Annotated in this window: 25 protein-coding genes and 3 tRNA genes; 13 read left to right on the top strand and 15 right to left on the bottom strand. The window is 57.8% G+C overall.

Annotated features, from left to right (window positions below):
* Positions 1 to 143 precede the first annotated feature (143 nt).
* Both C3F38_RS11705 and C3F38_RS11700 read left to right on the top strand, forming a co-directional pair.
* A complete protein-coding gene (locus C3F38_RS11705; protein ID WP_038875431.1) occupies positions 144 to 521 on the top strand; it encodes a MysB family protein in 378 nt (125 codons plus the stop codon).
* Between the two features lie 33 nt (positions 522 to 554).
* Positions 555 to 1100, top strand: coding sequence for a GNAT family N-acetyltransferase (locus tag C3F38_RS11700; protein WP_055317314.1), 546 nt, complete (start codon positions 555 to 557; stop codon positions 1098 to 1100).
* 6 nt (positions 1101 to 1106) lie between these two features.
* Here C3F38_RS11700 and C3F38_RS11695 read toward each other — a convergent pair whose 3' ends face one another.
* The 3 genes from C3F38_RS11695 to C3F38_RS11685 all read right to left on the bottom strand — a co-directional run bounded on the left by C3F38_RS11695 (position 1107) and on the right by C3F38_RS11685 (position 5636).
* Positions 1107 to 1304, bottom strand: a complete 198-nt coding sequence (locus tag C3F38_RS11695; protein ID WP_046688460.1) for a YceK/YidQ family lipoprotein — start codon at positions 1302 to 1304, stop codon at positions 1107 to 1109.
* A gap of 212 nt (positions 1305 to 1516) precedes the next feature.
* Positions 1517 to 4075 carry a glucans biosynthesis glucosyltransferase MdoH gene (gene mdoH, locus C3F38_RS11690; protein WP_038875422.1) on the bottom strand — a complete coding sequence of 853 codons (2559 nt, stop codon included), beginning with the start codon at positions 4073 to 4075 and terminating at the stop codon, positions 1517 to 1519.
* The gene (locus tag C3F38_RS11685; RefSeq protein WP_170310507.1) at positions 4068 to 5636 is read right to left on the bottom strand and encodes a glucan biosynthesis protein G; all 1569 of its coding nucleotides are present in this window, start codon (positions 5634 to 5636) and stop codon (positions 4068 to 4070) included. Before C3F38_RS11685 ends, mdoH begins: the two co-directional genes overlap by 8 nt.
* Before the next feature lie 260 nt (positions 5637 to 5896).
* Between C3F38_RS11685 and mdoC the strand changes: the two genes are divergently transcribed.
* The 4 genes from mdoC to C3F38_RS26745 all read left to right on the top strand — a co-directional run bounded on the left by mdoC (position 5897) and on the right by C3F38_RS26745 (position 9942).
* Positions 5897 to 7027 carry a glucans biosynthesis protein MdoC gene (mdoC, locus tag C3F38_RS11680; protein ID WP_047727839.1) on the top strand — a complete coding sequence of 377 codons (1131 nt, stop codon included), beginning with the start codon at positions 5897 to 5899 and terminating at the stop codon, positions 7025 to 7027.
* Positions 7028 to 7331: 304 nt separating this feature from the next.
* Positions 7332 to 7556, top strand: coding sequence for a hypothetical protein (locus C3F38_RS11675; protein ID WP_038875417.1), 225 nt, complete (start codon positions 7332 to 7334; stop codon positions 7554 to 7556).
* Between the two features lie 283 nt (positions 7557 to 7839).
* Positions 7840 to 9561, top strand: a complete 1722-nt coding sequence (locus C3F38_RS11670; RefSeq protein WP_055317313.1) for a potassium/proton antiporter — start codon at positions 7840 to 7842, stop codon at positions 9559 to 9561.
* Between the two features lie 252 nt (positions 9562 to 9813).
* Positions 9814 to 9942: a hypothetical protein gene (locus C3F38_RS26745; protein ID WP_255411665.1), complete on the top strand. Its 129-nt coding sequence runs from the start codon at positions 9814 to 9816 to the stop codon at positions 9940 to 9942.
* 61 nt (positions 9943 to 10003) lie between these two features.
* Here the strand turns inward: C3F38_RS26745 and C3F38_RS26740 are convergent, their stop codons facing one another.
* From C3F38_RS26740 to cho, 5 genes are all read right to left on the bottom strand, one after another.
* Positions 10004 to 10135, bottom strand: coding sequence for a hypothetical protein (locus C3F38_RS26740; RefSeq protein WP_015377413.1), 132 nt, complete (start codon positions 10133 to 10135; stop codon positions 10004 to 10006).
* Between the two features lie 69 nt (positions 10136 to 10204).
* Complete coding sequence (locus C3F38_RS11665; RefSeq protein ID WP_038875410.1) at positions 10205 to 10708, bottom strand: YlaC family protein; 504 nt, start codon at positions 10706 to 10708, stop codon at positions 10205 to 10207.
* 123 nt (positions 10709 to 10831) lie between these two features.
* A complete protein-coding gene (locus C3F38_RS11660) occupies positions 10832 to 11131 on the bottom strand; it encodes a sigma-S stabilization anti-adapter protein IraP (RefSeq protein ID WP_016928230.1) in 300 nt (99 codons plus the stop codon).
* Positions 11132 to 11316: 185 nt separating this feature from the next.
* Positions 11317 to 11413, bottom strand: a tRNA-OTHER gene (locus C3F38_RS11655).
* 112 nt (positions 11414 to 11525) lie between these two features.
* On the bottom strand, positions 11526 to 12374 hold the full coding sequence (gene cho / locus C3F38_RS11650) for an excinuclease Cho (RefSeq protein WP_038875409.1): 849 nt from the start codon (positions 12372 to 12374) through the stop codon (positions 11526 to 11528).
* Between the two features lie 240 nt (positions 12375 to 12614).
* Between cho and C3F38_RS11645 the strand changes: the two genes are divergently transcribed.
* The 6 genes from C3F38_RS11645 to C3F38_RS11625 all read left to right on the top strand — a co-directional run bounded on the left by C3F38_RS11645 (position 12615) and on the right by C3F38_RS11625 (position 19657).
* Complete coding sequence (locus C3F38_RS11645) at positions 12615 to 13796, top strand: efflux RND transporter periplasmic adaptor subunit (RefSeq protein WP_038875627.1); 1182 nt, start codon at positions 12615 to 12617, stop codon at positions 13794 to 13796.
* On the top strand, positions 13793 to 15730 hold the full coding sequence (locus C3F38_RS11640; RefSeq protein ID WP_038881825.1) for a MacB family efflux pump subunit: 1938 nt from the start codon (positions 13793 to 13795) through the stop codon (positions 15728 to 15730). The genes C3F38_RS11645 and C3F38_RS11640 overlap by 4 nt, the downstream gene beginning before the upstream one ends.
* A gap of 3 nt (positions 15731 to 15733) precedes the next feature.
* Complete coding sequence (locus tag C3F38_RS11635) at positions 15734 to 17101, top strand: TolC family protein (RefSeq protein ID WP_038875402.1); 1368 nt, start codon at positions 15734 to 15736, stop codon at positions 17099 to 17101.
* A 414-nt stretch (positions 17102 to 17515) separates the two neighbouring features.
* Positions 17516 to 19018: a glycine betaine/L-proline transporter ProP gene (proP, locus tag C3F38_RS11630; RefSeq protein ID WP_038875399.1), complete on the top strand. Its 1503-nt coding sequence runs from the start codon at positions 17516 to 17518 to the stop codon at positions 19016 to 19018.
* Between the two features lie 141 nt (positions 19019 to 19159).
* Positions 19160 to 19297, top strand: coding sequence for a hypothetical protein (locus tag C3F38_RS26395; RefSeq protein ID WP_162215441.1), 138 nt, complete (start codon positions 19160 to 19162; stop codon positions 19295 to 19297).
* A 90-nt stretch (positions 19298 to 19387) separates the two neighbouring features.
* Positions 19388 to 19657, top strand: coding sequence for a hypothetical protein (locus tag C3F38_RS11625; protein ID WP_038875392.1), 270 nt, complete (start codon positions 19388 to 19390; stop codon positions 19655 to 19657).
* 66 nt (positions 19658 to 19723) lie between these two features.
* Here the strand turns inward: C3F38_RS11625 and C3F38_RS11620 are convergent, their stop codons facing one another.
* The 3 genes from C3F38_RS11620 to C3F38_RS11610 all read right to left on the bottom strand — a co-directional run bounded on the left by C3F38_RS11620 (position 19724) and on the right by C3F38_RS11610 (position 21122).
* Positions 19724 to 20308, bottom strand: coding sequence for a hypothetical protein (locus tag C3F38_RS11620; RefSeq protein WP_223294881.1), 585 nt, complete (start codon positions 20306 to 20308; stop codon positions 19724 to 19726).
* Positions 20241 to 20528 carry a hypothetical protein gene (locus tag C3F38_RS11615; RefSeq protein ID WP_038875386.1) on the bottom strand — a complete coding sequence of 96 codons (288 nt, stop codon included), beginning with the start codon at positions 20526 to 20528 and terminating at the stop codon, positions 20241 to 20243. Before C3F38_RS11615 ends, C3F38_RS11620 begins: the two co-directional genes overlap by 68 nt.
* Before the next feature lie 141 nt (positions 20529 to 20669).
* On the bottom strand, positions 20670 to 21122 hold the full coding sequence (locus C3F38_RS11610; protein ID WP_055311867.1) for a PaaI family thioesterase: 453 nt from the start codon (positions 21120 to 21122) through the stop codon (positions 20670 to 20672).
* Positions 21123 to 21354: 232 nt separating this feature from the next.
* Between C3F38_RS11610 and C3F38_RS11605 the strand changes: the two genes are divergently transcribed.
* Positions 21355 to 22695 (top strand): anaerobic C4-dicarboxylate transporter, encoded by a 1341-nt coding sequence (locus C3F38_RS11605; RefSeq protein ID WP_055317312.1) that lies wholly within the window; start codon positions 21355 to 21357, stop codon positions 22693 to 22695.
* Positions 22696 to 22869: 174 nt separating this feature from the next.
* Here the strand turns inward: C3F38_RS11605 and C3F38_RS11600 are convergent.
* The 4 genes from C3F38_RS11600 to C3F38_RS11585 form a co-directional block, all read right to left on the bottom strand.
* Positions 22870 to 22955: transfer RNA gene (locus C3F38_RS11600), tRNA-Leu, on the bottom strand.
* 10 nt (positions 22956 to 22965) lie between these two features.
* A tRNA-Cys gene (locus C3F38_RS11595) sits at positions 22966 to 23039 on the bottom strand.
* Positions 23040 to 23400: 361 nt separating this feature from the next.
* Positions 23401 to 23853: a hypothetical protein gene (locus tag C3F38_RS11590; RefSeq protein ID WP_049194208.1), complete on the bottom strand. Its 453-nt coding sequence runs from the start codon at positions 23851 to 23853 to the stop codon at positions 23401 to 23403.
* Between the two features lie 103 nt (positions 23854 to 23956).
* On the bottom strand, positions 23957 to 24292 hold the full coding sequence (locus tag C3F38_RS11585) for a TfoX/Sxy family protein (RefSeq protein ID WP_038875625.1): 336 nt from the start codon (positions 24290 to 24292) through the stop codon (positions 23957 to 23959).
* Positions 24293 to 24380: the final 88 nt, after the last annotated feature.

Raw genomic sequence — 24380 nt, 5'->3', positions numbered from 1 at the left:
GCTTTGCGGACAACCGTCGTCGCAAAGCGGACAACAAAAAAATTTGCATCCTGCGCCAGTGAGACAACAATTAGTTTTGACGTTTTCACCCACGCGACGGCAGTGCGCCGGGCGCTCTACTCTGATTGTCAACGGAGGCGAACATGAGCCTGTATGCAACCCTGGAAGAAGCCATCGAGGCCGCACGTGAAGAGTTTATCGACACCGCCGAAGGCGGCGGCGATGACGAACCGCCGGTGCCGCAGCAGTTCAATCTGCAAAAGTATGTGATGCAGGATGGCGACACGATGTGGCAGGCCGAATTCTTCGAAGATGAAGGCGAAGCGGTGGAATGCCTGCCGCTGCGCAGCGGTGCGGCGGCGCAGGCGATATTCGACGGTGACTACGACGAGGTGGAGATCACCGCCGAGTGGATAGACGAAAATACCCTGTACGAATGGGAAGAAGGCGACTTCCAGCTCGAGCCGCCGCTGGATACCGAAGAAGGCCAGGCCGCGGCCGATGAATGGGATGAACGTTAACCCGCACCACGTTTTTATCGCCAAGGAGGCAGCATGATTATCCGCCGGGCCCGCCCTACCGACTACCCCGCCATTTTACAGCTGCAGGGGGAAAACGTGCCGGAAGCGCTCGACGAGCGCCGAAAACGGCAGGGATTTATCGTATCGCGCATGAATGAGGCGCAGCTGACGGCGATCAACCGCGGCATCGGCATACTAGTGGCCGAGCAGGAGAACCAACTGGCAGGGTTCGTTTGCCTGATGCCCGCCGACGTGCAACCGCGGCCGCCGGTGGTGGATGCGATGCTGGCGACGCTCGCCACGCAGTCGTTTGCCGGGCGGGCGCTGAGTGAGCAGCGGGTGTTTCTCTACGGCCCGGTTTGCCTCGACGCCGCCTGGCGCGGCAAAGGCGTGCTGAAACGCCTCTACGCCGCCGTCAAAGCGTACACCAGTCATGACTACGACGTGGGCGCGCTGTTTATCGACGACGACAATCCGCATTCGTTGGCCGCTCACGTGCAAGGGTTGGGCATGACGGCGCTGGCGCCTTTCCATTGTGGGCAGAAAGGCTATCAGCTGGTGGTGTTCGCCACCCGCTGAGCAGGTTTATTCATAGGGGCCATGCTGCGCATCGAACGGCAGCATAAAGGTGTCCACCACCATCGACAGCGGCACATCTATCACCGTGACGTAACGCCAGGGCGTATCGCGCAAATCCCACTGCACGCCGGGATAGTACTGGTGGCCATGCCCCGCACCGGGCACGGTGCGGCTGATGATGCTGCCGCAACCGGTTAAGACCATCACGCCGGCCGCCACGCAGGCCAGCCGAAGGTAGGAAGAGAGCTTCACGACATTGACTCTGAGCAAAGGGTTGTTTCGCGAGTGAACAACGCATCGGCCGCAGTCTATCACAGTTCCCTTTCTCTTCCGGTACCGGCGCGCGTAAGCAAAAGGTAAAAAAAAACGGGGAACGCGCCATGCGCATTCCCCGTCTGAGCGTTACCGTTCAGCGATTAACGTCGGCCCGTTGGGTGTGCCAGCGGGTTGTGCGGCAACTGCTGATAGTGCTCACGCCAGGCAGCGCCTTCCGGCAACAGCCAGACGCGCTGGTGCAGACGAGCCAGCGTGACCGGATCGCTCAGCAGCTCCAGACGTTTGCCCTTCACCAGCTTCTCCGGCCCCAGCTGCAGCGCTTCGTTCACCCGCTCCTCGCGGTTGCGATCGAGGGTAGCACGCAGATGGTGACGCGCCGTCGCCAACGCCGTCGCCAGCGCGTTGAAGGACGGGTTGACCACCGCATGCATAAAGCCGTTGGTCAGCGCGCGGTTGCGGTTGAGATGCAGGTACTCTTCCGTCGCCAGCAGCTCGCGCGGCGGGTTGTACTCTTCCGGGATCAGGAACAGCTTGGCGCGTTTGCTCTTCATGCCCAGCGTCGCGCGGCTCGACAGTACCGACACGAACGGCGACAGGATCAGCGAGAACACGATCGGCGACAGCCACCACAGGAAGCGCAGATCCAGCCACGCCATGCCGCCGGCCCATACCAGGCCCAGCAACATCTGCGAGCCATGGCGGCGGAACGCTTCGCCCCAAGGCGTATCGTCATCGTCACGCTGCGGCGAATTCCACACCACTTCCCAACCGAGGAAGGCGCTCACCACGAACACGGTGTGGAACAACATGCGCACCGGCGCCAGCAGCACCGAGAACAGCATTTCCATCAGCATCGAAATGAACAGACGGAACGCCCCGCCGTACTCTTTCGCGCCCTTGGCCCAGATCAGCACGATGCTGAGCAGCTTCGGCAGGAACAACAGTACCAGCGTGGTGGAGAACAGCGCTATCGCCAGCTCGGGCCGCCACTGCGGCCAGACCGGGAACAGCTGCCGCGGCTGCAGGAAGTATTGCGGTTCCATCAGGGTGTGCACCACCTGCAACGCGGTGGAGAGCGCCAGGAACATGAACCACAGCGGCGCCGACAGGTAGGACATGACGCCGGTCAGGAACACCGCGCGGTGCACCGGGTGCATGCCTTTCACCAGGAACAGGCGGAAGTTCATCAGGTTGCCGTGGCACCAGCGACGGTCGCGTTTCAGCTCGTCCAGCAGGTTGGGCGGCAGCTCTTCATAACTGCCCGGCAGATCGTAAGCGATCCACACGCCCCAGCCGGCGCGGCGCATCAGCGCCGCTTCAACGAAGTCGTGCGACAAGATTGAACCGGCGAAGGAACCCTCGCCCGGCAGCGGCGCCAGCGCACAGTGCTCGATAAACGGCTTCACGCGGATGATGGCGTTATGGCCCCAGTAGTGCGACTCGCCCAGCTGCCAGAAATGCAGGCCGGCGGTAAACAGCGGCCCGTAAACGCGGGTAGCGAACTGCTGCACGCGCGCATACAGGGTATCCATACCGGACGCCTTCGGCGCGGACTGGATGATGCCGGCGTTCGGGTTGGCTTCCATCAAACGCACCAGCCCGGTGAGGCATTCGCCGCTCATCACGCTGTCGGCGTCCAGGATCACCATGTAGCTGTACTCACCGCCCCAACGACGACAGAAGTCGTCGATGTTGCCGCTCTTGCGTTTTACGCGACGGCGGCGGCGGCGATAGAAGATGCGGCCGTGGCCGTCGACATCGCGGCACAGCTCCATCCACGCCTTTTGCTCCGCCACGCAGATGTCCGGATCGTAGCTGTCGCTCAGTACGTAGATATCGAAGTGTTCCAGCTGACCGGTCGCAGCGACGGACTCATAGGTCGCACGCAGGCCGGCGAACACGCGTTCGACGTCTTCGTTACAGATCGGCATGATCAGCGCGGTGCGGTGCGCCGGGTTGATCGGCTCATCGCCCTTGATGGTGGAGGAAATGCTGTATTTGTCTTTACCGATCAGCAGCTGCAGGAAGCCCATCAGCGCGGTCCAGAAACCGGCCGAGACCCAGCAGAACAGTACGGCGAACAGGATCAGAATGCCGGTTTGCAGCACATACGGCAGCAGCTGCAGCACCGACTGCATCAGATCCTGATCCAGCATGGCGATAGGATCGATCAGCGCCCAGCCCTGATAAGGCAAGATGGTTTTCATGTACCAGGTGGCGATGCCGGTCTGCACCAGCATCAGCACCAGCAGCACATAGCGGCGCATGGAACCGACAACGCGCCAGCGGTTCTCGGCCTCGGCCTCCTCTTTGGTGGCGTGCCGATTGTGCGGCGAACGCCCCAGCAGAGAATCCCAGAAGCGCGCCACCGGGTTGGTACGCCAGGCTTCCGGGAACATGGTGGTTCGTTTGATCGGCGGCGTCGCCTTCAGAATGGCGCGCCCTTCGGCGTCGGTGTCGAAATCGTCATCGCTGACCGCATCCGGCCAGGCGCTTTCGATGCGCGGTTTGACCGAGGCCAACGCCACGTCATCCGCCGACAGGCTGTTGACGTTGGCGTCGGCGGCGCCCATCTGCCGATGGAGCGCCTCCAGTGCCTGAGCGTCATCCGCCGTGTGAGGGTTGAGCGCCTCCGACCGCTCAGCGGTCAGAGGCAGCGCCGCAAGATAATCCTGGGCGGGTTGAGTAGGCTTATTCATTGGCAGGTAGCTGATAGCTCCAGGTTTCCGACAGAGTCTTATCGCCATTGACCAGCGCCGCGCGCATTTCTACCGGCTTCTTGTCGTCTTTCACTTTCAGACGTACCGTCAAGCGCCAGCCTTTGGTCACTGGGTTATAGCGGACGTTGTTTTCTACCATTTCACCGTTGTCGCCGATGCTGATCTGAGAAGCGACCGGGGTGTTGGCGTCCAGCCCTTTCAGCACCGGGCCGACGAAGTCGACCAGGAAGGCCACGCTGCCGTCAGGCTCGCGAATCAGGTTGGACTGCTTCACGTCACCGGTCGAACGCATGGTCCGCGCCACATAGGCGATGTCTTGCGAATGCAGTTTGTCTTCGTCGCGGGTGAAGTTCAGACGGTAGCTCAGCGTCAGCGGCTTTTTGGCTTCCGGCAGCGTATCCGGCGTCCAGAACGCCACGATATTGTCGTTGGTTTCATCCGCCGTCGGGATCTCCACCAGCTCGACCTTGCCTTTACCCCAGTCGCCCTTCGGTTCGATCCAGGCGCTTGGGCGCAGATCGTAACGATCGTCCAGATCTTCGTAATCCTTGAAGTTGCGGCCGCGCTGCAGCAGACCGAAGCCTTTCGGGTTCTCGACGGTATAGGTGCTGACGGACAGGTGTTTAGGATTGTTCAGCGGGCGCCAGATCCACTCGCCGTTGCCGGCATGGATAGACAGACCGTTGGAGTCGTGCAACGCCGGGCGATAGTTCAGCGTCGGCGACGGCTGGTTCGGCCCGAACAGGTACATGCTGGTCAGCGGTGCCAGGCCCAGTTTACCCACCTTGTCGCGCAGGAACACTTTAGACTCGACGTCCACGGTGGTGTCGCGGCCCGGGATCACCGTGAAACGGTAAGCGCCGGTGGCGCGCGGGGAATCCAACAGCGCGTAGATCACCAGGTGTTTGTCGCCCTGCTTCGGACGCTCAACCCAGAATTCGCGGAAACGCGGGAACTCTTCGCCGGACGGCAAAGCGGTATCGATAGCCAGGCCGCGAGCGGAAAGCCCGTAAACCTGCCCTTTACCCACCACGCGGAAATAGCTCGCGCCCAGCAGGCTCATGATCTCATCGTTTTTGTCGGCGCTGTTGATCGGGTAGATCACCTTAAAGCCGGCAAAGCCGAGGTTTTTCACCGATTCAGGGTCGTGTTTGACCGAACCGAAGTTGAAGTAATCCGGGCTGTACTTGATCTGTTTTACGCTGGTGGAGGTGACTTCATTGATTTTCACCGGCGTGTCGAAGTACATCCCCTGATGATAAAACTCAAGCTTGAAAGGGGTTTTCAGCTTGCTCCAATAGGCTTTATCGTGATTGAACTGAATCTGCTGATAGTCTGCGAACTTCATCTCGCGGAACTGAGAAGGAAGGTTGCTTTTCGGGGCTTCGAAACCTTTGGCGGCCAGATCCTGCGCCTGCTTGGCCACATCATCAATAGAAAAGGCCCATGCCGGCGAACTGAACAGCGTGAACAATACGGTAGCACCTAACCAACGAACGCTCGCGGCGCGTGGTTGTCCGGATAATATATTAACTAGCACATCCCCCCCCTATTCGTGTGCTCAAATCATTTAAATCCATATTAATGGATTACTCAGCTTTCCGACAACATGATAAATGGATGGTTCATGTTTACGGCTCATTGTTTAAGCAGCTGATGGAACACCAGCGTAGCAAGCCGCGCAACAAGACGCTATGGAAAAATGCGGGGGGCTATAGTAGGGTTTCGGATAACAATTTAACGTTTGACGACTTATTAAGCGTGTTAATGAGCACCCGATTAAATCACCAGCGGTAATCTATGACTAAAGGCAGCAAACAGCGCGAGTTTTTCCTCGATTCGATCCGAGCCTATTTGATGTTGCTCGGGATTCCGTTTCACCTCTCCCTGATTTATTCCAGCCATGCCTGGGCGGTGAACAGCGCGTCCCCCTCCTTCTCGCTCACGGTGCTGAACGACTTCATCCACGCTTTCCGCATGCAGGTGTTCTTCGTGATATCCGGCTACTTCTCCTACATGCTTTACGAGCGCTACGAGCGCCACCAGTGGCTGAAGGTCAGGCTGGAGCGGGTGGCGATCCCGCTGTTGAGCGCCATCCCGCTAATTACGGTGCCGCAGTTTTTCATGCTTAAATATTTCACCGATAAATTAAACGGCTGGGATGAATTTTCTCTCTATCAGAAATTAAATGTAACAGTTTGGGAATTGGTTTCTCATCTGTGGTTCTTATTGACGCTGTCGTTGTTAACCTGTGCCTGCTTTTATCTGTTCCGTAAAATCAAGCGTCAAACTCGTGAACATATTCCGGCGTTAATAAACAGACTGCGTGGATTAGGAAACATCTCACTGTGTTTCTTTATTTATGCGGTATGCTATTCGGCCGCACACCGTATTATTTTAATTGTCGCGCCGCAGCTATTATCCAACGGCCTGTTCAATTTCGTGGTGATGGAGACGATGTTCTACCTGCCGTTCTTCATCCTCGGCGCTTATGCGTTTAAGTACGTGTGGCTTAAGGAGATTTTTCTGCGTCGCTCGCCGCTGGCGTTGCTCGGCTCGCTGCTGCTGTTTATCGCATATATGCTGAATCAAAAGCTGTTGGCACACAGCAGCTATATGTTCGAGCTGGAAGTGGTGATCAAAACCCTAATGGGGATCCTGATGACCAACGTGGTGTTCTCTTTCGGGCATAACCTGCTGAATTATCACTCGCCGCGCATCACCTATCTGGTCAACGCCTCACTGTTTATATATCTGGTGCACCACCCGTTGACCCTGATATATGGCGCTTTCGTGACGCCTTATATCGGCAACAACCTGTTGGGATTCTTGCTGGGCCTGCTGTTTGTGTTCTCGCTGGCCTTCGCTTTATATGAACTGCACAAGCGTATTCCGGTGCTGCGCTTCTTGTTCTCCGGCAAACCGCAATAACCTTGCGCCCCTGTAAACCCGATCGTTTGCAGGGGTTTCCTGTCATCTTGCCGTCGTGCAAAAAGCCTATACTGGTGATTTGCATGCAAAGCACACATTGCTCAGCCTGGCGCCGTCCGTTAGGGCAAAGTGATACGGCTGAATAGATACCCTAATCGTTATAACTGCGATGCATAAGTAGAAATCCGGATCCCTGCCTTACGGTAGTGATTGGGCTCAACACCCCCGAAGGGCTGCGCGATCGTTTACTTCATTCGATGGCGTTAGCTGCATCTCCCTTCCGTCACGACAGAGAGGATTTTGAATGACTGATAAGAAGACCCCGGCTCAGGAAGCCGAAGTGGAAAACGCCACCCTGCTGAAGATCCTCGGTAGGCTGCTGTCCGCGTTGGACGCCTCAATCAGCGGCAAAGAACGCAGCGTTTTGGTCACTGAACTCTCCAACTTCAATCTCGACGGCATTTCCGAAACGGAAAGCAAGTTGGCCAGCGAGCTGATCAAACGGGCGCTGGAATCGCTCGACCACTAACCCTACCGCGCCTGCAAACCATTGAGCCTGCCTGCGCGGGCTTAATGGTTTTTCCCTCAGCCACGATCGGCCATTGTTGCCAAAGCCGAAATACAGCAGCCTGATAATGTTGGATAAAAGGCAGGATTCTCTCTCTTCTCCTCACTTTCTTCGGTTAATCACACCAAAGGGCAATAATTGATCGGTTGTTTTCGCAATCAGCCTTGGCGTTTTACCCACTAAACACGCTATCATCGACACACGCGCAGTGCCCCCTATCCCCCAGCCTCAGGAGAACGATATTTTGGATGCCAGCACCATTAACAGTTTGTTCGTCATCGGTGCCGTGCTGGTGGGGGCAAGCATTCTGCTCAGCTCATTTTCTTCCCGGCTCGGTATTCCGATCCTGGTGATCTTCCTGGCGATCGGCATGTTGGCCGGCGTCGACGGCCCCGGCGGCATCGTCTTCAGCAATTATCCGGTCGCTTACCTGGTCAGCAACCTCGCGTTGGCGGTGATCCTGCTCGACGGCGGCATGCGCACCCGGGTCAGCTCTTTCCGCGTCGCCCTGTGGCCGGCGCTGTCTCTCGCCACCGTCGGCGTGGTGATCACCGCCGGCCTGACCGGCATGGCCGCCGCCTGGCTGTTCAATCTCGATCTGCTGCAGGGCTTGCTGATCGGCGCCATTATCGGTTCCACCGATGCCGCCGCGGTCTTCTCGTTGCTGGGCGGCAAAGGCTTGAATGAACGTGTCAGCGCCACGCTGGAGATCGAGTCCGGCAGCAACGATCCGATGGCGGTATTTCTCACCATCACGCTGATTGCGATGATCGCCGCCGGGGAAACCGCGCTGAGCTGGACCTTCCCGCTGCATCTGATGCAGCAGTTCGGCATGGGCATCGTCTTCGGTCTGGGCGGCGGCTGGCTGCTGCTGACGCTGATCAACCACATCAAACTGGCGGACGGCCTTTATCCGCTGCTGGCGGTGAGCGGCGGCATTCTTATTTTCGCGCTGACCACCGCGCTGGACGGCAGCGGCATTCTGGCGGTGTACCTGTGCGGCCTGCTGCTGGGAAATCGACCGATCCGCAACCGTCACGGCATCGTACAAACCTTCGACGGCCTGGCCTGGCTCAGCCAGATCGGCATGTTCCTGGTGCTCGGCCTGCTGCTCAACCCGCACGAACTGCTGCCGATCGCCATCCCTGCCCTGCTGCTGTCGCTGTGGATGATCCTGTTTGCCCGCCCGCTGTCGGTGTTTATCGGCCTGCTGCCGTTCCGCAGCTTTACCCTGCGGGAACGCGGCTTTATTTCCTGGGTCGGCCTGCGCGGCGCAGTGCCGGTGATCCTGGCGGTGTTCCCGATGATGGCCGGCCTGCCCAACGCCCAGCTGTTCTTCAACGTGGCGTTCTTTGTGGTGCTGGTCTCCCTACTACTGCAAGGCACCACGCTGTCGTTTGCCGCCAAAAAAGCCAAGGTGATCGTGCCGCCGGCGCTGACGCCGATCTCCCGCGTTGGGTTGGATGTGCACCCGGAGAACCAGTGGGAGCAGTTCGTGTATCAGCTTTCGGCAGAAAACTGGTGCGTCGGCGCGGCGCTGCGTGAGCTGAGAATGCCGCCCAACACCCGCATCGCCGCCCTGTTCCGCGGCAAAGAGCTGCTGCACCCTAGCGGCAGTACCCGACTGCGGGAGAACGATATTCTGTGCGTCATCGGCCATGAGCACGACCTGCCGATCCTCGGCAAGCTGTTCAGCCAGGCGCCGGCCGTGACGCTCGACGAGCGCTTCTTCGGCGACTTTATCCTGCAATCCGACGCCCGTTTAAGCGACATCTCGCAGCTTTATGGCCTCAATCTGCAAGACGACGTGGACGAGCAGCAGACGCTTGGCCAGTTCGTCATTCAGCTGATTGGCGGCGAACCGGTGATCGGCGACCAGGTGGAATGGGACGGCCTGACCTGGACCATCGCCGAAATGGACGGCAATCAAGTCAGAAAAATAGGCGTGCGGATCGTAACCGACTGACGCTGCCGCACCGGCTGCGTTACCAGACGAGGGAACTTCTGGCCTTAAGAACGTTCTTAATCACTATCATGATGCATGAAGTACGGCGCCGCTGAATTATATCCGGTTGATATAAAAACAATTTAACAGCGGCGCCAACAGGGATTAGGGATGTGAACGGCAAGACTCGATTTCTTTCGGTGATGACAATCATGGCGCTGGGCGTAGCGGCGCTCGATCTCAGCATCGCCGGTTTGGTCCATAGACTTTTAATTGGATAATTTAAACGTGAAGCAGCGGGAACAAGAAAAAGACATTCTGGGGAAAATACTGGTGACGGTGTCCGCGCTTTGCCTGATTCTGGTGGCGGCGTTCCTCATCTGGGGATTCGTGCTGGATTGATACCGCGCGACGCTCAGAGATAAAAAAACCGCCGCGGCGGTTTTTTTTATGGGTCAGGCGATCAGATCTTGCAACCTTCGCAGTCCGCTTCGTCTTCGAGGAACTCAGGGACCTCTTTTACCTTCTGCGCCGCTTTTTCTTCGGCTTTCGCCAGTTCGGCATCGATATCAAAATCGAAAATATCATCACTCATCGCTTGGTCCTCACTCTGCTTCACGTTCAAACGCTGAGTATAATCGACAAGCCGCCGGCCGGAAACCTTTCAGTTTGCCGCCGCCAGCTGCGGTGGCTCATCCTGCGGCTTTTTTCCGTAGGCCATGTCGTACACGTCGTAGAAGTCGATTTCGCCCTTGTTGCCGATGATCACCCGCATCTTCTGTTTCAGCGCGGCGCCGATAGACGGCTCATCCAGCAGCTGCTGCACCGCATAAGGCGACAGCGCGCGGGTAAAGTACCATTCGCCGTTGTAGCAAACCCGCAGATCCAGCACCCCGATGTCCTCGAAGCGGTATACCGGCCGGATCTCTATCAGCAGCATGGCGAACATGAACAGCACGAAAGCGGTGAAGCCCAGGAAGGCATATATCCCCATGTAAGGCACCTGGTACATCACGGCGATCACCGCGAAATAACCGGCGAACATGGCAAGGCACAGATAGCGGTGAGTGCGGGCGAATTCGCTGTTGAAGCGCGGCTTGCCGTCACGCCCTTCGCGCCGATTGATCTGTTCAATCTCTTTAACCAAGATGCTTTTAATCGCGTCCATCGTTACAACCTTATGCTGGAAACAGCATTGCCATCAAATCTCACCGCCAAAAGTAACACAAGTACAGTTTCGCCGGGTAGATCAGTTAGCCAACTTAATGGCGGCAACTGTTATAGTTCGGATTCAGCGCGGCTGGGCGGCCTTGCCTTGCGCAAACATGAACATGCGCTGGGCTACATCGTCGGCCTGTTTGATTTTCTGCTTTTGCGGTTCGTTGCTGCGTTGAATGGCGCGGGCGTAAGCGATTTCATGAGCCTGATCGATCATCGCGATGATCCGGTCACGTTCGGTCTTCTCCATATTGCCCAACATGGTGGTGATAATCGCCTGATAAGCGTTGGACGCGGCGCTCAGCGCTTTCTCTCTCGCCTCGAGGGCGGCGACGCGTTGCAAGAGTTCCTGCAGTTGCTCGGAGTGAGACATATCGACCTCCTGTTGCCGGGCAGCAAGCCTGCCTGATTACAGTTTAGCAAAGGATCGAAAGAGAAAGAGGAAGGAAAGCCAGCGGTTACGGTAAAGCACACCCGAAAATCCCAACGAGGAGCCGATAGTGCAAATCAACCCGGGTGCGCTTTACGGTAAGCGCGGTGAGATGAAGGGAAGAAAGCTGGCGCGCTATGCAGGACTCGAACCCGCGTCTATCAATTTTCAAGCCAAAACAAGCCATTATAAAACCAATCACTCTGCCAACTGAGTTAATAGCGCGTTCCTTCGCTTCGGGGTGCCATTATCCACAACAACCTTATGGACTCAAGCTTTTTTAGCATAATACCCTGAATTTACAGATAAGTCTTAGGTTATCGATAGCGTTATGGCATTACGGCAGCTCAATAATCCGGTAATCGCCGGTGATGAGCGGCTTGCACAAAATCTTGTAGCCATCGCTGTCAAAGTGGCTGGCCGCGCTCTGCAGCCGCTGTGCCTGCGCCAGGCTGCTGACCGAGCCCAGATAAAACCAATTGTGAATTACATGGTACTGGCGCAGCGTCTCGCCCTGCTCTTCCAACGCCACTCGCCCGGCGAACGGCCAACAGGCGATGCGTAGCTGTTCCAGCGCCGCGCCGAGCCGCCGCGCATGTTCCTGCGCCGGCTCCACGCCGCAGCAGGCACCGGCGCACTTGCGCAGGCTGTAGCGGAAGCAGGCGCGCCCGGCGGGCAGCTTGTCGATCCCCAGCTTGCCGTAACATAAACGATGCTCGTCGGCGATGGCGCGCAGCTTTTCCAGCGCGGCATGGCGATTGGCAAACAGCCCATAAAGGTGGGGCGTGACGGCGAAATCGATCTCTTTGGCGTGGGCAATCGTCACCGTGTCCGCCTGCAGACGCAGCGCGCACAGCTGTTTCGAGCGCCGCAGGCGTTTGTTGAACAGCGGCTGCTGTTGCTTGATCAATTGCGCCTCCAGCAGCAGTGCCCCCAACTCGCCCGCAGTCTCAATAAAGCTGATGTGCCGGGTTTGCCGCAGCATTTTTGCCTCATCCTGGGCACGGAAATGTGCCATTACGCGGCTGCGTACGTTGACGCTTTTACCGATGTAAAGCGGCAGGCTTTCGCTCTGGCCGTGAAACACATAGACGCCCGGCCCTTTGGGCAACGGCGCCAGGCAGGCGCGCAGGTGCTCCGGGTATTGGTAAATGTCGATTTCCGGCTCGAGGCGGTTTGGCATCATGGCGGCGGCGTTATCCTGCTGATGAATGAATACTGGTTTTTTAGCCAGTATAGCGTGCCGCACAGCCGGTTGCACACCCGGCGGATAATAACTCACCGTGATCTTTAGCGGGAAAGCCTTTACTATCCCCTTTCCAGCGGGCAAGCGCCTCACGTTTAGCGCCAGTTCAGGCTGGCGCTGCCATGATGGCAGACTGGAACCGCCGCTTTTATCGTTATGGAAAACCTGGGCATGCCATCACTGAAACTCACACCCCGTCGTCTGGCGTTGATCGCCGTCATCGTTTTCATCGCCGTCGCCATCGCGCTAACCCTTTATTGGCAACGCCCGCCGCAGCAGGATTACGTTACCGCACCGGCCCGCCTGGGCGATATCGAGAATGCCGTGTTGGCCACCGGGCGACTGGATGCCGTCGAACGCGTTAACGTCGGCGCGCGGGTCTCCGGTGAAGTCAAATCGCTGAAGGTCAAACTGGGGGATCGCGTCACCAAAGGACAGCCGATCGCCGACATCGACGATCTGCAACAGCGCAACGATCTGCGCAACGCCGAGGCGGCGCTGAACGTCATCAAAGCCGAACTGCAGGCCAAGCAGGCACAGCTTAAGCAGGCCGAGTCGCGTTTCAAACGCCAGCGGCGCATGCTGAACGACGAAGCCAGCTCGCGTGAAGACTTCGAAACCGCCGAGGCCACGCTCGCCACCACCCGCGCCGAACTGCTTTCGCTCAATGCGCGCCTGGTGCAGGCGCAGATTGAAGTCGACAAGAAAAAGATCGACCTGGGGTATACCCGCGTCGTCGCGCCGATGGACGGTATCGTCATCGCCGTGGTCACGCAGCAGGGGCAAACGGTCAACTCCACCCAAAGTGCGCCGACCATCGTCAAGCTGGCGCGGCTGGATATGATGACCATCAAGGCGCAGATCTCTGAAGCCGACATCACCCGCATTTCGCCCGGGCAAAAGGCTTACTTCACCATTTTCTCCGATCCGGATAAACGCTACGACGCCACGCTGCGCACCATCGAACTGGCGCCGGAATCGGTGATGAAAGACGACTCGCTCGCCGGCACCAGCTCCGCTTCGGGCTCCGGCACCTCGAACGCGTCGGTCTATTACAACGCGCTGCTGGACGTGCCCAACCCGGAAAACCGCCTGCGCATCGCCATGACCGCGCAGGTTTCCTTGCTGCTCGGCGAAGCGAAGAATGCTCTGCTGGTACCAATCCAGGCGGTGCATAAAACCGAAGGAAAAGTGCAACAGGTGCAGGTGCTGACCCAGGATCAGCGGCTGGAAACGCGCGAAGTGACCACCGGCATCACCAACAACGTCGACATTCAGATCCTCAGCGGCCTGAAAGCCGGTGAAACCGTGGTGCTGTCGCAGCCCGCCGCCAAGTCGGCTGAGGATGGCATTTTCCTGTGAACGCGATCATCGAGCTAAAAGGCATCAGCCGGACCTACACCAACGGCGGTCAGGCGCTGACGGTGTTGAAAGACATCGATTTGACCATCGCCGCCGGCGAGCTGGTGGCGATCATCGGCGCCTCCGGCTCCGGCAAATCGACGCTGATGAACATCATGGGCTGTCTCGACGTGCCGGATCGCGGCGACTACTACATCAGCGGCCAGAACGCCGCCCACCTATCGCCGGACGAACTGGCCCGCCTGCGCCGCGAGCATATCGGCTTTATCTTCCAGCGTTATCACCTGATGCCCGATCTCAGCGCGCTGGGCAACGTTGAAATTCCGGCCATCTACGCCAACGCCCGGCGCGATCAGCGGCGGCAGCGGGCAGCACAGCTGCTCGCTCGGTTGGGTCTGGAAGGACGCGAAGACCACAAGCCCGGCCAGCTTTCCGGCGGCCAGCAACAGCGCGTCAGCATCGCGCGCTCGCTGATCAACGGCGGCGAAATTATCCTGGCAGACGAACCGACCGGCGCGCTGGACACCCAATCCGGCCAGGAAGTGCTGGCGATCCTCAGCGAGCTCAATCAGCGCGGCCACACCGTGGTGATCGTCACCCACGATATGAACGTGGCACAACATGCGCAGCGCGTCATCGAGCTGCGGGATGGCGAGATCATCGCTGACAGCGGCCGCCAATCGGCGCCCGCCGCAGCGCTGCCGCCGCCGAACCGCAGCCGGCAAAGCGGCTGGCAAAGCCTGATCGACCGCACCCGTGAATCGCTGCACATGGCGCTGAAAGCGATGAACGCCCATCGCCTGCGCACCGCGCTGACCATGACCGGCATTATCTTCGGCATCGCCGCCGTCGTTACGGTCGTGGCGCTGGGCGAAGGGGCCAAGCAGCGCACGCTGGAGAATATCAAGGGACTTGGCACCAACGTGGTAAGCATCTATCCGGGGCGTGATTTCTTCGACGACGCCATCGACAGCATCCGCACCCTGGTGCCGGCCGATGCCGACGCGCTGGCGCAGCAAAGCTTCGTCGACAGCGTCAGCCCGGAGGTCAGCGCGTCCGACAGCATTCGCTTTCGCAGTAAATCCGCCACCGCGTCAATCACCGGCGTCGGGCGCGACTATTTCCGCGTCAACGGCATCACGCTGGTGCAAGGCGCCACCTTCCGCGACGATCGCAACGCGCTGCAGGAAGTGATCATCGACGACAACGCGCGCCAGGCGCTGTTCGGCGATTTCGGCGTCGAACCGCTCGGCCAGATCGTGTTTCTCGGCTCGGTGCCGGCGCGGGTGGTCGGCGTCGCCAAAAGCGAACGCAACTATGCGCCCAACCGCATCAGCGTCTGGATGCCCTACAGCACGGTGATGTACCGCATGGTCGGCAAAACCACGCTCAGCGGCATTACCGTGCGGCTGAAGGATGACGTCGCCAGCGAAGCCGCCGTCAGTGCCATTACGCAGTTGCTGACCCAGCGCCATGGCGTCAAGGATTTCATGACGTTCAACCGCGATCAGTTCCGTAAATCGATCGAGCGCACCTCGATGACGCTCAGCCTGCTGATCCTGATGGTGGCCTCGATCTCGCTGGTGATTGGCAGCCTGGGCGTGATGAACATCATGCTGGTCTCGGTGACCGAGCGCACCCATGAGATCGGCGTGCGCATGGCGGTCGGCGCACGGCGCGGCGACATCATGCAACAGTTCATGATCGAGGCGGTGCTGGTCTGCCTGATCGGCGGCGCATTGGGCATCGCACTGTCGTTCGCCGCCGGTTCGCTGTTCACCTCGCTGGCGGGCGGCATGTTCACCGCCATCTATTCCTGGCAAGCCGCCGCGACGGCGTTTTTCTGTTCAACCTTAATCGGCATGATCTTCGGTTATCTCCCCGCCCGCAAAGCGGCAAGGATGGATCCGGTCGTTTCATTGGCCAGCGAGTAACCCATGAAAATTTTCTCTCCCTTGGCATTAAGCCTCGCCGCCCTGCTCACCGCCGGCTGCGGCAACGCCCTGAAAAGCGACTACCGGGCGCCACAGGTCAACTACCCGACGAGCTGGCAGCACGCCGCCGAAAACGCCGCGCCGACGCCGTTCGACTGGCGCGATTTCCACGATCCCGAGCTCGACCGCTGGCTGCATCAGGTGATGGCCAGCAACAACGATCTGGCCGTCGCCGTGTTGCGCCTCTACCGCGCGCGCCTCGAGGCTGAACGCGTCGGCATCAGCACCGCGCCCGACGTCAACGCTTCGTTGAACAGCAACATCAATCGCCCGCTGTCGGAGTCCTCCGCCTGGAATAAAACCAGCGGCGCGACGCTCTCTACGAGCTATGAAGTCGACCTGTGGGGCAAATTGGCGCGCCAGCGCGACGCCGCCGAATGGGCCAGCCAGGCTTCCGAGCAGGATCTGCAGACGGCGCGCCTGACGCTGCTGGCCAACGCCGCCACGAATTACTGGCGCATCGGCTTCCTCAATCAGCAGATCGGCGTCAGCCAGGCGAGCATAGCCTACGCCAAACAGACGCTGCGGCTGGCCAACGCCCGCTACCGGGCCGGCAGCATCTCGGCACTCGACGTGGTGAACGCGGAACAAAACGTACTGACGCAGGAAAGCCGGCTGCTGACGTTGCAACACGAGCGTCAACAGGCGTTGAACGAACAGGCGGTGCTGCTGGGCGTACCTTCAGGCCAGACCACCATCGCGCCCGCACGTCTGCCGACGGCGGCAATGCCGCAGATCAGCACCGGCATTCCCGCCAACGTATTGAGCCGTCGCCCGGATCTCAGCGCCAAAGAGCTGCGGTTGCGCGCCGCTCTGGCCAACGTCGACGAGAAACGTCTGCAATACTACCCCGCTTTCAGACTGACCGGCTCGCTGGGCACCAGCAGCAGCGCACTGCTGGAGTTTCTGCGCAACCCGACGGGCAGTCTCGGCGCCGGCCTGACGCTGCCGTTCCTGCAATGGCGGCAAATGGGGGTGGATATCAAGATCGCCCGTAACGACTACGAACAGCAGGTGCTGGAATTCAGGCAGGCGCTGTACAAGGCGATGGGCGATGTGAATAACGCCCTGTCGCTGCGCGCGCAGCTGCTGGCACAAGAGGCGCAACTACAGGCTTCGCTGGCGCTGGCGCGCAAATCGGAGCGGCTGAACGAGGTGCGTTACCGGCAGGGCGCCGTCACCATTACCGATTGGCTGAATGCTCAGGAGCAGCGTCGTCAGGCGGAGCTGGCGGTGGACGAAAACCGCTTCGCGCAGTACCAGAACCTGGCGAAAATCTATCTGGAATTCGGCGGTTCATCGGCCCTCTAATCCAAACTGCCTGGCCATCCGGCCAGGTAGATTTTAAGCGGCAAACACATCAATTTTTCCTGTTTTATCTCCCGCACTCTCTATACTTCAAACATGGCCAATCAGACGAAAAACCGTCAAATCGCACAATTATTAGACCATTCTCGCACCAAATCGGTGCAAATACTTAAGTTAAACTGCTGTATTTGATCGCCGCAAGATATAACGTTAAGCTATAGATGCAAAATAATTAGTCACCTAAATGACATAACCTTGGTATAAACGGCCGTATTTTGTGATCCACATCTCAACTTAAATGTGGATAATGAATCGTCTTGAACCGCGATTCGATTAGCCGATTTGATAACTCGAAAACAACAGTGAACGGAGATTACGCTTTCACGAACAACGAATAATTCATTAAGGGATGATTATATGAAGTTAAGAAAAAAACGACATAAACCGATGCACATTAACGACATCACCATCATCGATGACAGCAAACTCAAGAAGGCGATCACCGCGGCGGCCCTGGGCAACGCGATGGAGTGGTTCGACTTCGGCGTATACGGCTTTGTCGCCTACGCACTTGGCCAGGTCTTCTTCCCCGGCGCCTCGCCCGGCGTACAAATGATCGCCGCGCTGGCAACCTTCTCCGTGCCCTTCCTGGTGCGTCCGCTCGGCGGTCTGTTCTTTGGCGCCATGGGTGACAAGTTCGGTCGCCAAAAGGTGCTCTCGGTCACCATTATCATCATGGCGGTCAGCACCTTCTGTATCGGCCTGATCCCGTCCTATGCGTCGATCGGTATCTGGGCACCGATCCTGCTGCTGCTGGCCAAGCTGGCGCAGGGCTTCTCCGTCGGCGGTGAATATTCCGGTGCGGCAATTTTCGTCGCCGAATACTCGCCGGACCGCAAACGCGGCTTTATGGGCAGCTGGCTGGACTTCGGCTCCATCGCCGGCTTTGTGATGGGCGCAGGCGTGGTGGTGCTGATCTCCAGCATCGTCGGCGAAGCCAACTTCCTCGACTGGGGCTGGCGTATCCCGTTCTTCATCGCCGCGCCGTTGGGCTTGATCGGCCTCTATCTGCGCCATGCGCTGGAAGAAACCCCGGCGTTCCAACAGCACGTGGACAAGATGGAGAAAGAGGATCGCAACGCCATCGAAAATCCGCCAAAAACCTCGTTCAAAGAGATCGCGGCCAAACACTGGAAAAGTTTGCTGGTGTGCGTCGGCATCGTGATTTCCACCAACGTGACCTATTACATGCTGCTGACCTACATGCCGAGCTACCTGTCGCATAACCTGCACTACTCGGAAGATCACGGCGTTCTGATCATCATCGCCATCATGATCGGCATGCTGTTCGTACAGCCGGTAATCGGCCTGACCAGTGACCGCATCGGCCGTAAGCCGTTCATTATCGGCGGCAGCATCGGCCTGTTGGCGCTGGCGATCCCGTGCTTCATTCTGATCAACAGCAACGTGATTGGCCTGATCTTCGTCGGTCTGCTGGTGCTGGCGGTGCTGCTCAACTCCTTCACCGGGGTGATGGCCTCGATTCTGCCGGCGATGTTCCCGACGCACATCCGCTACAGCGCGCTGGCGATTTCGTTCAACATTTCGGTGCTGATCGCCGGTGCGACGCCGACCGCCGCCGCTTGGCTGGTCGAAGTGACCGGCAACCTGTACATGCCGGCCTACTATCTGATGGTCGTGGCGGTGATCGGTCTTATCACCGGTCTGTACATGAAAGAAACCGCCAACAAACCGCTGCGCGGCGCGACGCCGGCTGCATCTGACCGTTCAGAGGCGAAAGAGCTGCTGCAGGAGACCTACGACAACATCGAACAGAAAGTCGAGGACATCAACGCACAGATCGCCGAATTGGAAAAGAAAAAGCAGATCCTGATCGACCAGCATCCCAAGCTGGACTGATCGGCGCTGAAAGACAAAAGCCACCCATTTGGGTGGCTTTTTTGCTTTGAATTCAACCGAAAGAATACGCAGCGCATTTTATGACAATCGGGTTTGATGGTAGGCTTTACAGCACACTCTTAATTGATGAAGCACGCGATCATGAGCAAAATGGACCTTCCCGTCATCATCGGCATCCTTGTTATGCTCACCCTGTGGCTCGGCGCACTCTTCAACATCGGCGATATCACCTTCACCATTTCACGCCTGTTCCACTGGATTGAAAGCCAACGCGGCTAACCCGCACAGGCGGTGGAAAACATCGGCTATGATTGAAAGACCTTACCGCCATTTTCCGCGATTATCGCTCGCGATAAAGGGGACTGTATCATGACCGATTATGCGTTCTACAATCAGATCCTGACACGACTGGCCGCCAATCACCCCGGCACGCTGGATGAAAAAACCTACGAACTGTGGAAACAAGACGCCACCAGCCCGCATGCGTTCGCCGATCCCTTCGCCTATCTCAAAACCAAGGGCCTGATACAGGCCTATGTGATGAGCGACATCGACGAGAACAACTATGATATCGACCCGAATCAAACGCGGATCACCACCGCCGGCCTCGAATTCATTCGCAACGGCGGGTTCAAATAAGGGCGACGCGCGCCAATAAAAAACCGCCAGACGGCGGTTTTTTACTCTACACGCATGCGGGCCGGCTCAGGCGGGGAAAGCCCGATAAAATATGCGCAGCACTTCGTTGTCGCCCTGGCGTAAAAAGCCGCCTTCAGGCTGCCAACGCAGATCGCGCGCCAGATTGAGATTTTCCCAGCCGACCGCGCCCCCCACGCCGATGCAAAGATTTTTATTGCCTGCGGCAAATCCCGCTCCGGTACCGATCATGGCATGCAGCAAACGGGGCGCCGCCGCGTCACGCAGGGAGAATATGCCGATAAAACATCCCTGCGGCGCGCGCAGCATATCGGCCATCGTGCGGATCTCGGTATCGTCCGGGCTAACGAAATGTTTGTATTGCTTATCGAACACCGTCTGCCACAGCTGCTTGTATTTCGCCTTGCTGAGCGCGCCTGAACGGTGGGCACAAAGCACCACCGCATCCCAGCACATCTCCCCGCTCAACGAAAGATACTCTTCCGTATCGGTTTGCGGCTTATCGGCGTAATGCCGTGCAAATTCAGCCGCATTCAAATGCGGCGGCACGGCCTGTCTGGCAACGTCACTCTTGTAGCGTTTGAAATTCAACCAATGCACGAGAAGCCTCCTCTTCACCCGGTAGATTAACAAACCGGCAGCCGTGGATGAGACGCGCCATCAAATCCAGGGCATCGTCGGCAGCGGCGATTTCGTCGTCATTCAGCCCCTGTTCCACCGACCGCTCAATCGCGTTCATCACCCCTGGAGCGCTGGTTTCATCCCCCTGTGACACCACGTCCAACACGGCTTTGCCAATCGCCAAACAAAGCTCATGATCAAACTCAACCTCTTTATACGGATACGGTTGCATAATCACTCCGATAAATTTTTACCCCAGAATACTAGACCACAATGGCGTATCGCGCCTGCCGCCGTAGCGCAGCGCTGTGTGCAACCGAAGAGAAATGCATCAGGCCCCGGGTTGATAGCCCGAAGCCCGATAAAAGGCAGGTTATTGCGATGCTTGTTCGGTAGGGCGAATAATAAAACAAGTGGCGGTTGCCGAAGCCAGCAGCTTCCCTTGCGCCGTTTTGAGCGTGCCTTCCGCGAAGGCCACGTTTTTGGCCGCATAGACCAGACGCCCTTCGGCGATCAGGTCAGTTTCCTTCGGCACAGGGCGCAACATTTTAACCTGCAGATCGACGGTGCCATACCCAATCCCCGCGCCCAGCGTACTGTGCACCGCGCAACCGGTCACCGAGTCCAAGACCGTGGCGGCAAAGCCGCCATGAACGCCCCCCAGCGGATTCAGGTGGCGCCCGTCAGCCCGCGCCAAGATGCGGATGTACCCCTCTTCAACCGCCACCGGTTTCATGGGCACGGTTTCAGCGATCGAAGCCGGTGGGATTTTACCGGCCATCGCAGCCTGTAACAGCGCCAGTCCTGTCATTTTTGTCGGGTCCATGGGTTTCTCCTCGGGTCAGTAAACCTCTCATATAGTAGAGGTCAGACCTGTTAGCTTGCTTTTTCGTGCGGATGCCACCTACGCCCTGACTCCTTTGAGTGTGACCAGCATCACTCTTTAGGGTTAATAACCACAAAATTATTAGTGCCTTTAGATTTAAAACAATTTTCTGCAGCCAACACGGCCGGAAACTGAGCGCAGTTAAGTTCAACATTATTAAGGCGTATTTATCATGGATTTCTTTCTGCAATTAGCGGTGATATTGGCATGCCTGCTGTATGGGGCGCGTAAGGGCGGCATTGCGCTGGGGTTACTGGGTGGGATCGGGTTAATGATCCTGGTGTTCGGCTTTCACCTGCAGCCCGGCAAACCGCCGGTAGACGTGATGCTGGTGATCATCGCGGTGGTGGCGGCCTCCGCCACCCTGCAGGCCTCGGGCGGGTTGGACGTCATGCTGCAGATCGCCGAACGGATGCTGCGACGTAACCCGCGCTATGTCTCGATCATCGCGCCGTTCGTGACCTGCATTCTCACTATCCTGTGCGGCACCGGGCACGTGGTGTACACCATCTTGCCGATCATTTATGACGTGGCGATCAAAAATAACATCCGCCCGGAGCGGCCGATGGCGGCCAGCTCGATCGGCGCGCAGATGGGTATTATCGCCAGCCCGGTTTCGGTGGCGGTGGTCTCACTGGTGGCGATGCTCAGCAGTTACACCTTCAATGGCCGCCATCTGGAATTCCTCGACCTGCTCTCTATCACCATACCTTCTACGCTGTGCGGCATTCTGGCGATCGGCATCTTCAGCTGGTTCCGCGGCAAAGACCTGGACAAAGACCCGGAGTTCCAGAAATTCATCTCAGTGCCGGAAAACCATCGCTATGTCTATGGCGATGCCGCCACCTTACTGGATCGGGTGCTGCCACGCAGCAACTGGATCGCCATGTGGATTTTCCTCGCCACCATCGCACTGGTGGCGGTGCTGGGGGCGTTTTCCGATCTGCGGCCCAGCTTCGGCGGCAAACCGCTCTCCATGGTCCTGCTGATCCAGATGTGCATGCTGATGGCCGGGGCGTTGATCGTCATCATTACCCGCACCAACCCGGCGTCTATCTCTAAAAACGAAGTGTTCCGCTCCGGCATGATCGCCATCGTGGCGGTGTATGGCGTCGCCTGGATGGCGGAAACCATGTTCGGCGCGCACCTGGCGCAGATCGAAGCCACGCTGGGCGTGCTGGTGAAAGAATATCCCTGGGCCTATGCGCTGATCCTGCTGCTGGTGTCGAAATTCGTCAACTCGCAGGCCGCCGCGCTGGCGGCACTGGTGCCGGTGGCGCTGGCAATCGGCGTCAACCCGGCCTATATCGTCGCTTCGGCGCCGGCCTGTTACGGTTATTATATTCTGCCGACCTACCCCAGCGATCTGGCGGCGATCCAGTTCGACCGCTCCGGCACCACCCGCATCGGCCGCTTCGTGATCAACCACAGCTTTATTCTGCCCGGCCTGATCGGCGTCAGCGTCTCCTGCGTCTTCGGCTGGATCCTCGCCGCGGCGTTCGGTTTCTTATGAGTTGTATTTCGGAGCCCTGCGGGGCTCCCCAAGCACGCGGCAATCCATGGGTATAGGGGATAACAAGAAAGGAAAAAATGCCGGTGCAGTACGAATTTCAGACACAAAAAAACCGCCTCTCGGCGGTTACGACATTACTACTTATTGCTTTGATTATTCGGTATTTTTGTTCCCTGGTACCCGGGGCGGGACTTGAACCCGCACAGCCATAAGCCGAGGGATTTTAAATCCCTTGTGTCTACCGATTTCACCACCCGGGCTCGGGAAAGTTGGAGGCGCGTTCCGGAGTCGAACCGGACTGGACGGATTTGCAATCCGCTACATAACCGCTTTGTTAACGCGCCTTTATTCTGTTTGCCTTTTCAGGCCAAAGCCGGTGATTCACCCACTTCGTTTTGTTCTTTTGGTTGGCGATGTTGAAATCGCTTATCCTAATCATCTGATTCTTAAGTAATTTATTTCGTTACTGCCGAATCGATGGACTGCATTATGGACTAAACCCCCCACCTTGGCAACCCCCCGAAATAGCAAAAAGTTCTCTAACGCTTTCAACTGCTTATTTTGTGGGCGCACTGTTCACAATGCCGACGCAAAGGCAAGCGGAATGTTGATTTTATATGCATCGGTTCAGGAATTCACGGGCAAATCGGTTCTTTTTTCTCGGCAGGTACCGCTTACCCGCGCCCTCTCCGGCTTTTCATTTGCTTATGGTGATGGGGTACCGTGCACAGCATCATCATGGGAGACATCGCGCAACCTCCGGCGCCACCATAAAAACCCAGCGATCGTGCCTGGCAAAACCGCGATCGTACCAAAAATACGCTGATCGGCATTCAGCAAACCAGGAGCAACAGCGGATAGCACCGCGCATAACAACAGAAACCACCGCAATCGGCGAATGCCGGGATGAGCGATTCCGACGATAGCCCCCACCAAACATGCCGGCAGAAAACCGAGCGCATAGGAAAAAGCCCCAATGAACACCAGCATTCCCAGCACATCGCCGACGTTAAAGTATCCGGGATCCACATAGCCACTGATACCAAACGTCATCAGCAGCAGCATCAGCATGCCCCCTAACGGCGGGGCGACCAGCCCGAAGAACAATATGCATCCTGCCACTCTTCTGACCAGATGCCGCATAGCGCCAGACGTCATACTCCCTCCCGTTCCCGCTTCCTTTGATACCGGCAGTGGATATTTAACCTATGGATTGCAATAAAAAGAGGCCCCAACCCGGCGGGCGCCGTAATCCATAGGCTTAAGTGGGTTTCTTCGAGGCCTTTTTCTTCGCCGCAGGCAACTGAGCATAAGTGAGCGCGATTAATTGGGAAAGCCAGGCGCTTTCGCCCCACTTCTCTTCCGGAATCACAAAACAAGGCTTTGCGCCCGGATAAGGTGGCGCTTCTGAATGTCCGTTCAGAAACGCTTTGCCACCCGGCGTCGGTTTAACAAACAACCGATCATCACAGACCAGCGCCACCATTTTCTCAGCGCAATAAATACCATACTCACCGAACATCTTCTTCGCCGAAAGCTTACCCGACGCAGAGATATTGCCGATGATAAACTCTACCGTACTCAGTTTTGAAACCATCGGGCTCCCTTCTTCGTATTCGCAGTACATCCGTATCAAACTCGGTTCAATTTACTCTTATCCAGAGAGTAAACGTTATAGAAACCTA

Origin of the sequence: Serratia sp. SSNIH1 (genome assembly GCF_002935055.1) — a bacterium.
Classification (GTDB): Bacteria; Pseudomonadota; Gammaproteobacteria; order Enterobacterales; family Enterobacteriaceae; genus Serratia; species Serratia nevei.
This window is presented reverse-complemented; position numbering and strand designations above follow the sequence as displayed.

Bases quoted from the DNA above. Each gene is read 5' to 3' on its own strand.
- C3F38_RS11705 (WP_038875431.1), top strand. From the start codon at position 144: ATGAGCCTGTATGCAACCCTGGAAGAAGCCATCGAGGCCGCACGTGAA.
- C3F38_RS11700 (WP_055317314.1), top strand. From the start codon at position 555: ATGATTATCCGCCGGGCCCGCCCTACCGACTACCCCGCCATTTTACAG.
- C3F38_RS11695 (WP_046688460.1), bottom strand. From the start codon at position 1,304: ATGGTCTTAACCGGTTGCGGCAGCATCATCAGCCGCACCGTGCCCGGT.
- mdoH (WP_038875422.1), bottom strand. From the start codon at position 4,075: ATGAATAAGCCTACTCAACCCGCCCAGGATTATCTTGCGGCGCTGCCT.
- mdoC (WP_047727839.1), top strand. From the start codon at position 5,897: ATGACTAAAGGCAGCAAACAGCGCGAGTTTTTCCTCGATTCGATCCGA.
- C3F38_RS11675 (WP_038875417.1), top strand. From the start codon at position 7,332: ATGACTGATAAGAAGACCCCGGCTCAGGAAGCCGAAGTGGAAAACGCC.
- C3F38_RS26740 (WP_015377413.1), bottom strand. From the start codon at position 10,135: ATGAGTGATGATATTTTCGATTTTGATATCGATGCCGAACTGGCGAAA.
- C3F38_RS11665 (WP_038875410.1), bottom strand. From the start codon at position 10,708: ATGGACGCGATTAAAAGCATCTTGGTTAAAGAGATTGAACAGATCAAT.
- C3F38_RS11660 (WP_016928230.1), bottom strand. From the start codon at position 11,131: ATGTCTCACTCCGAGCAACTGCAGGAACTCTTGCAACGCGTCGCCGCC.
- cho (WP_038875409.1), bottom strand. From the start codon at position 12,374: ATGATGCCAAACCGCCTCGAGCCGGAAATCGACATTTACCAATACCCG.
- C3F38_RS11635 (WP_038875402.1), top strand. From the start codon at position 15,734: ATGAAAATTTTCTCTCCCTTGGCATTAAGCCTCGCCGCCCTGCTCACC.
- proP (WP_038875399.1), top strand. From the start codon at position 17,516: ATGAAGTTAAGAAAAAAACGACATAAACCGATGCACATTAACGACATC.
- C3F38_RS26395 (WP_162215441.1), top strand. From the start codon at position 19,160: ATGAGCAAAATGGACCTTCCCGTCATCATCGGCATCCTTGTTATGCTC.
- C3F38_RS11625 (WP_038875392.1), top strand. From the start codon at position 19,388: ATGACCGATTATGCGTTCTACAATCAGATCCTGACACGACTGGCCGCC.
- C3F38_RS11615 (WP_038875386.1), bottom strand. From the start codon at position 20,528: ATGCAACCGTATCCGTATAAAGAGGTTGAGTTTGATCATGAGCTTTGT.
- C3F38_RS11610 (WP_055311867.1), bottom strand. From the start codon at position 21,122: ATGGACCCGACAAAAATGACAGGACTGGCGCTGTTACAGGCTGCGATG.
- C3F38_RS11605 (WP_055317312.1), top strand. From the start codon at position 21,355: ATGGATTTCTTTCTGCAATTAGCGGTGATATTGGCATGCCTGCTGTAT.
- C3F38_RS11590 (WP_049194208.1), bottom strand. From the start codon at position 23,853: ATGACGTCTGGCGCTATGCGGCATCTGGTCAGAAGAGTGGCAGGATGC.
- C3F38_RS11585 (WP_038875625.1), bottom strand. From the start codon at position 24,292: ATGGTTTCAAAACTGAGTACGGTAGAGTTTATCATCGGCAATATCTCT.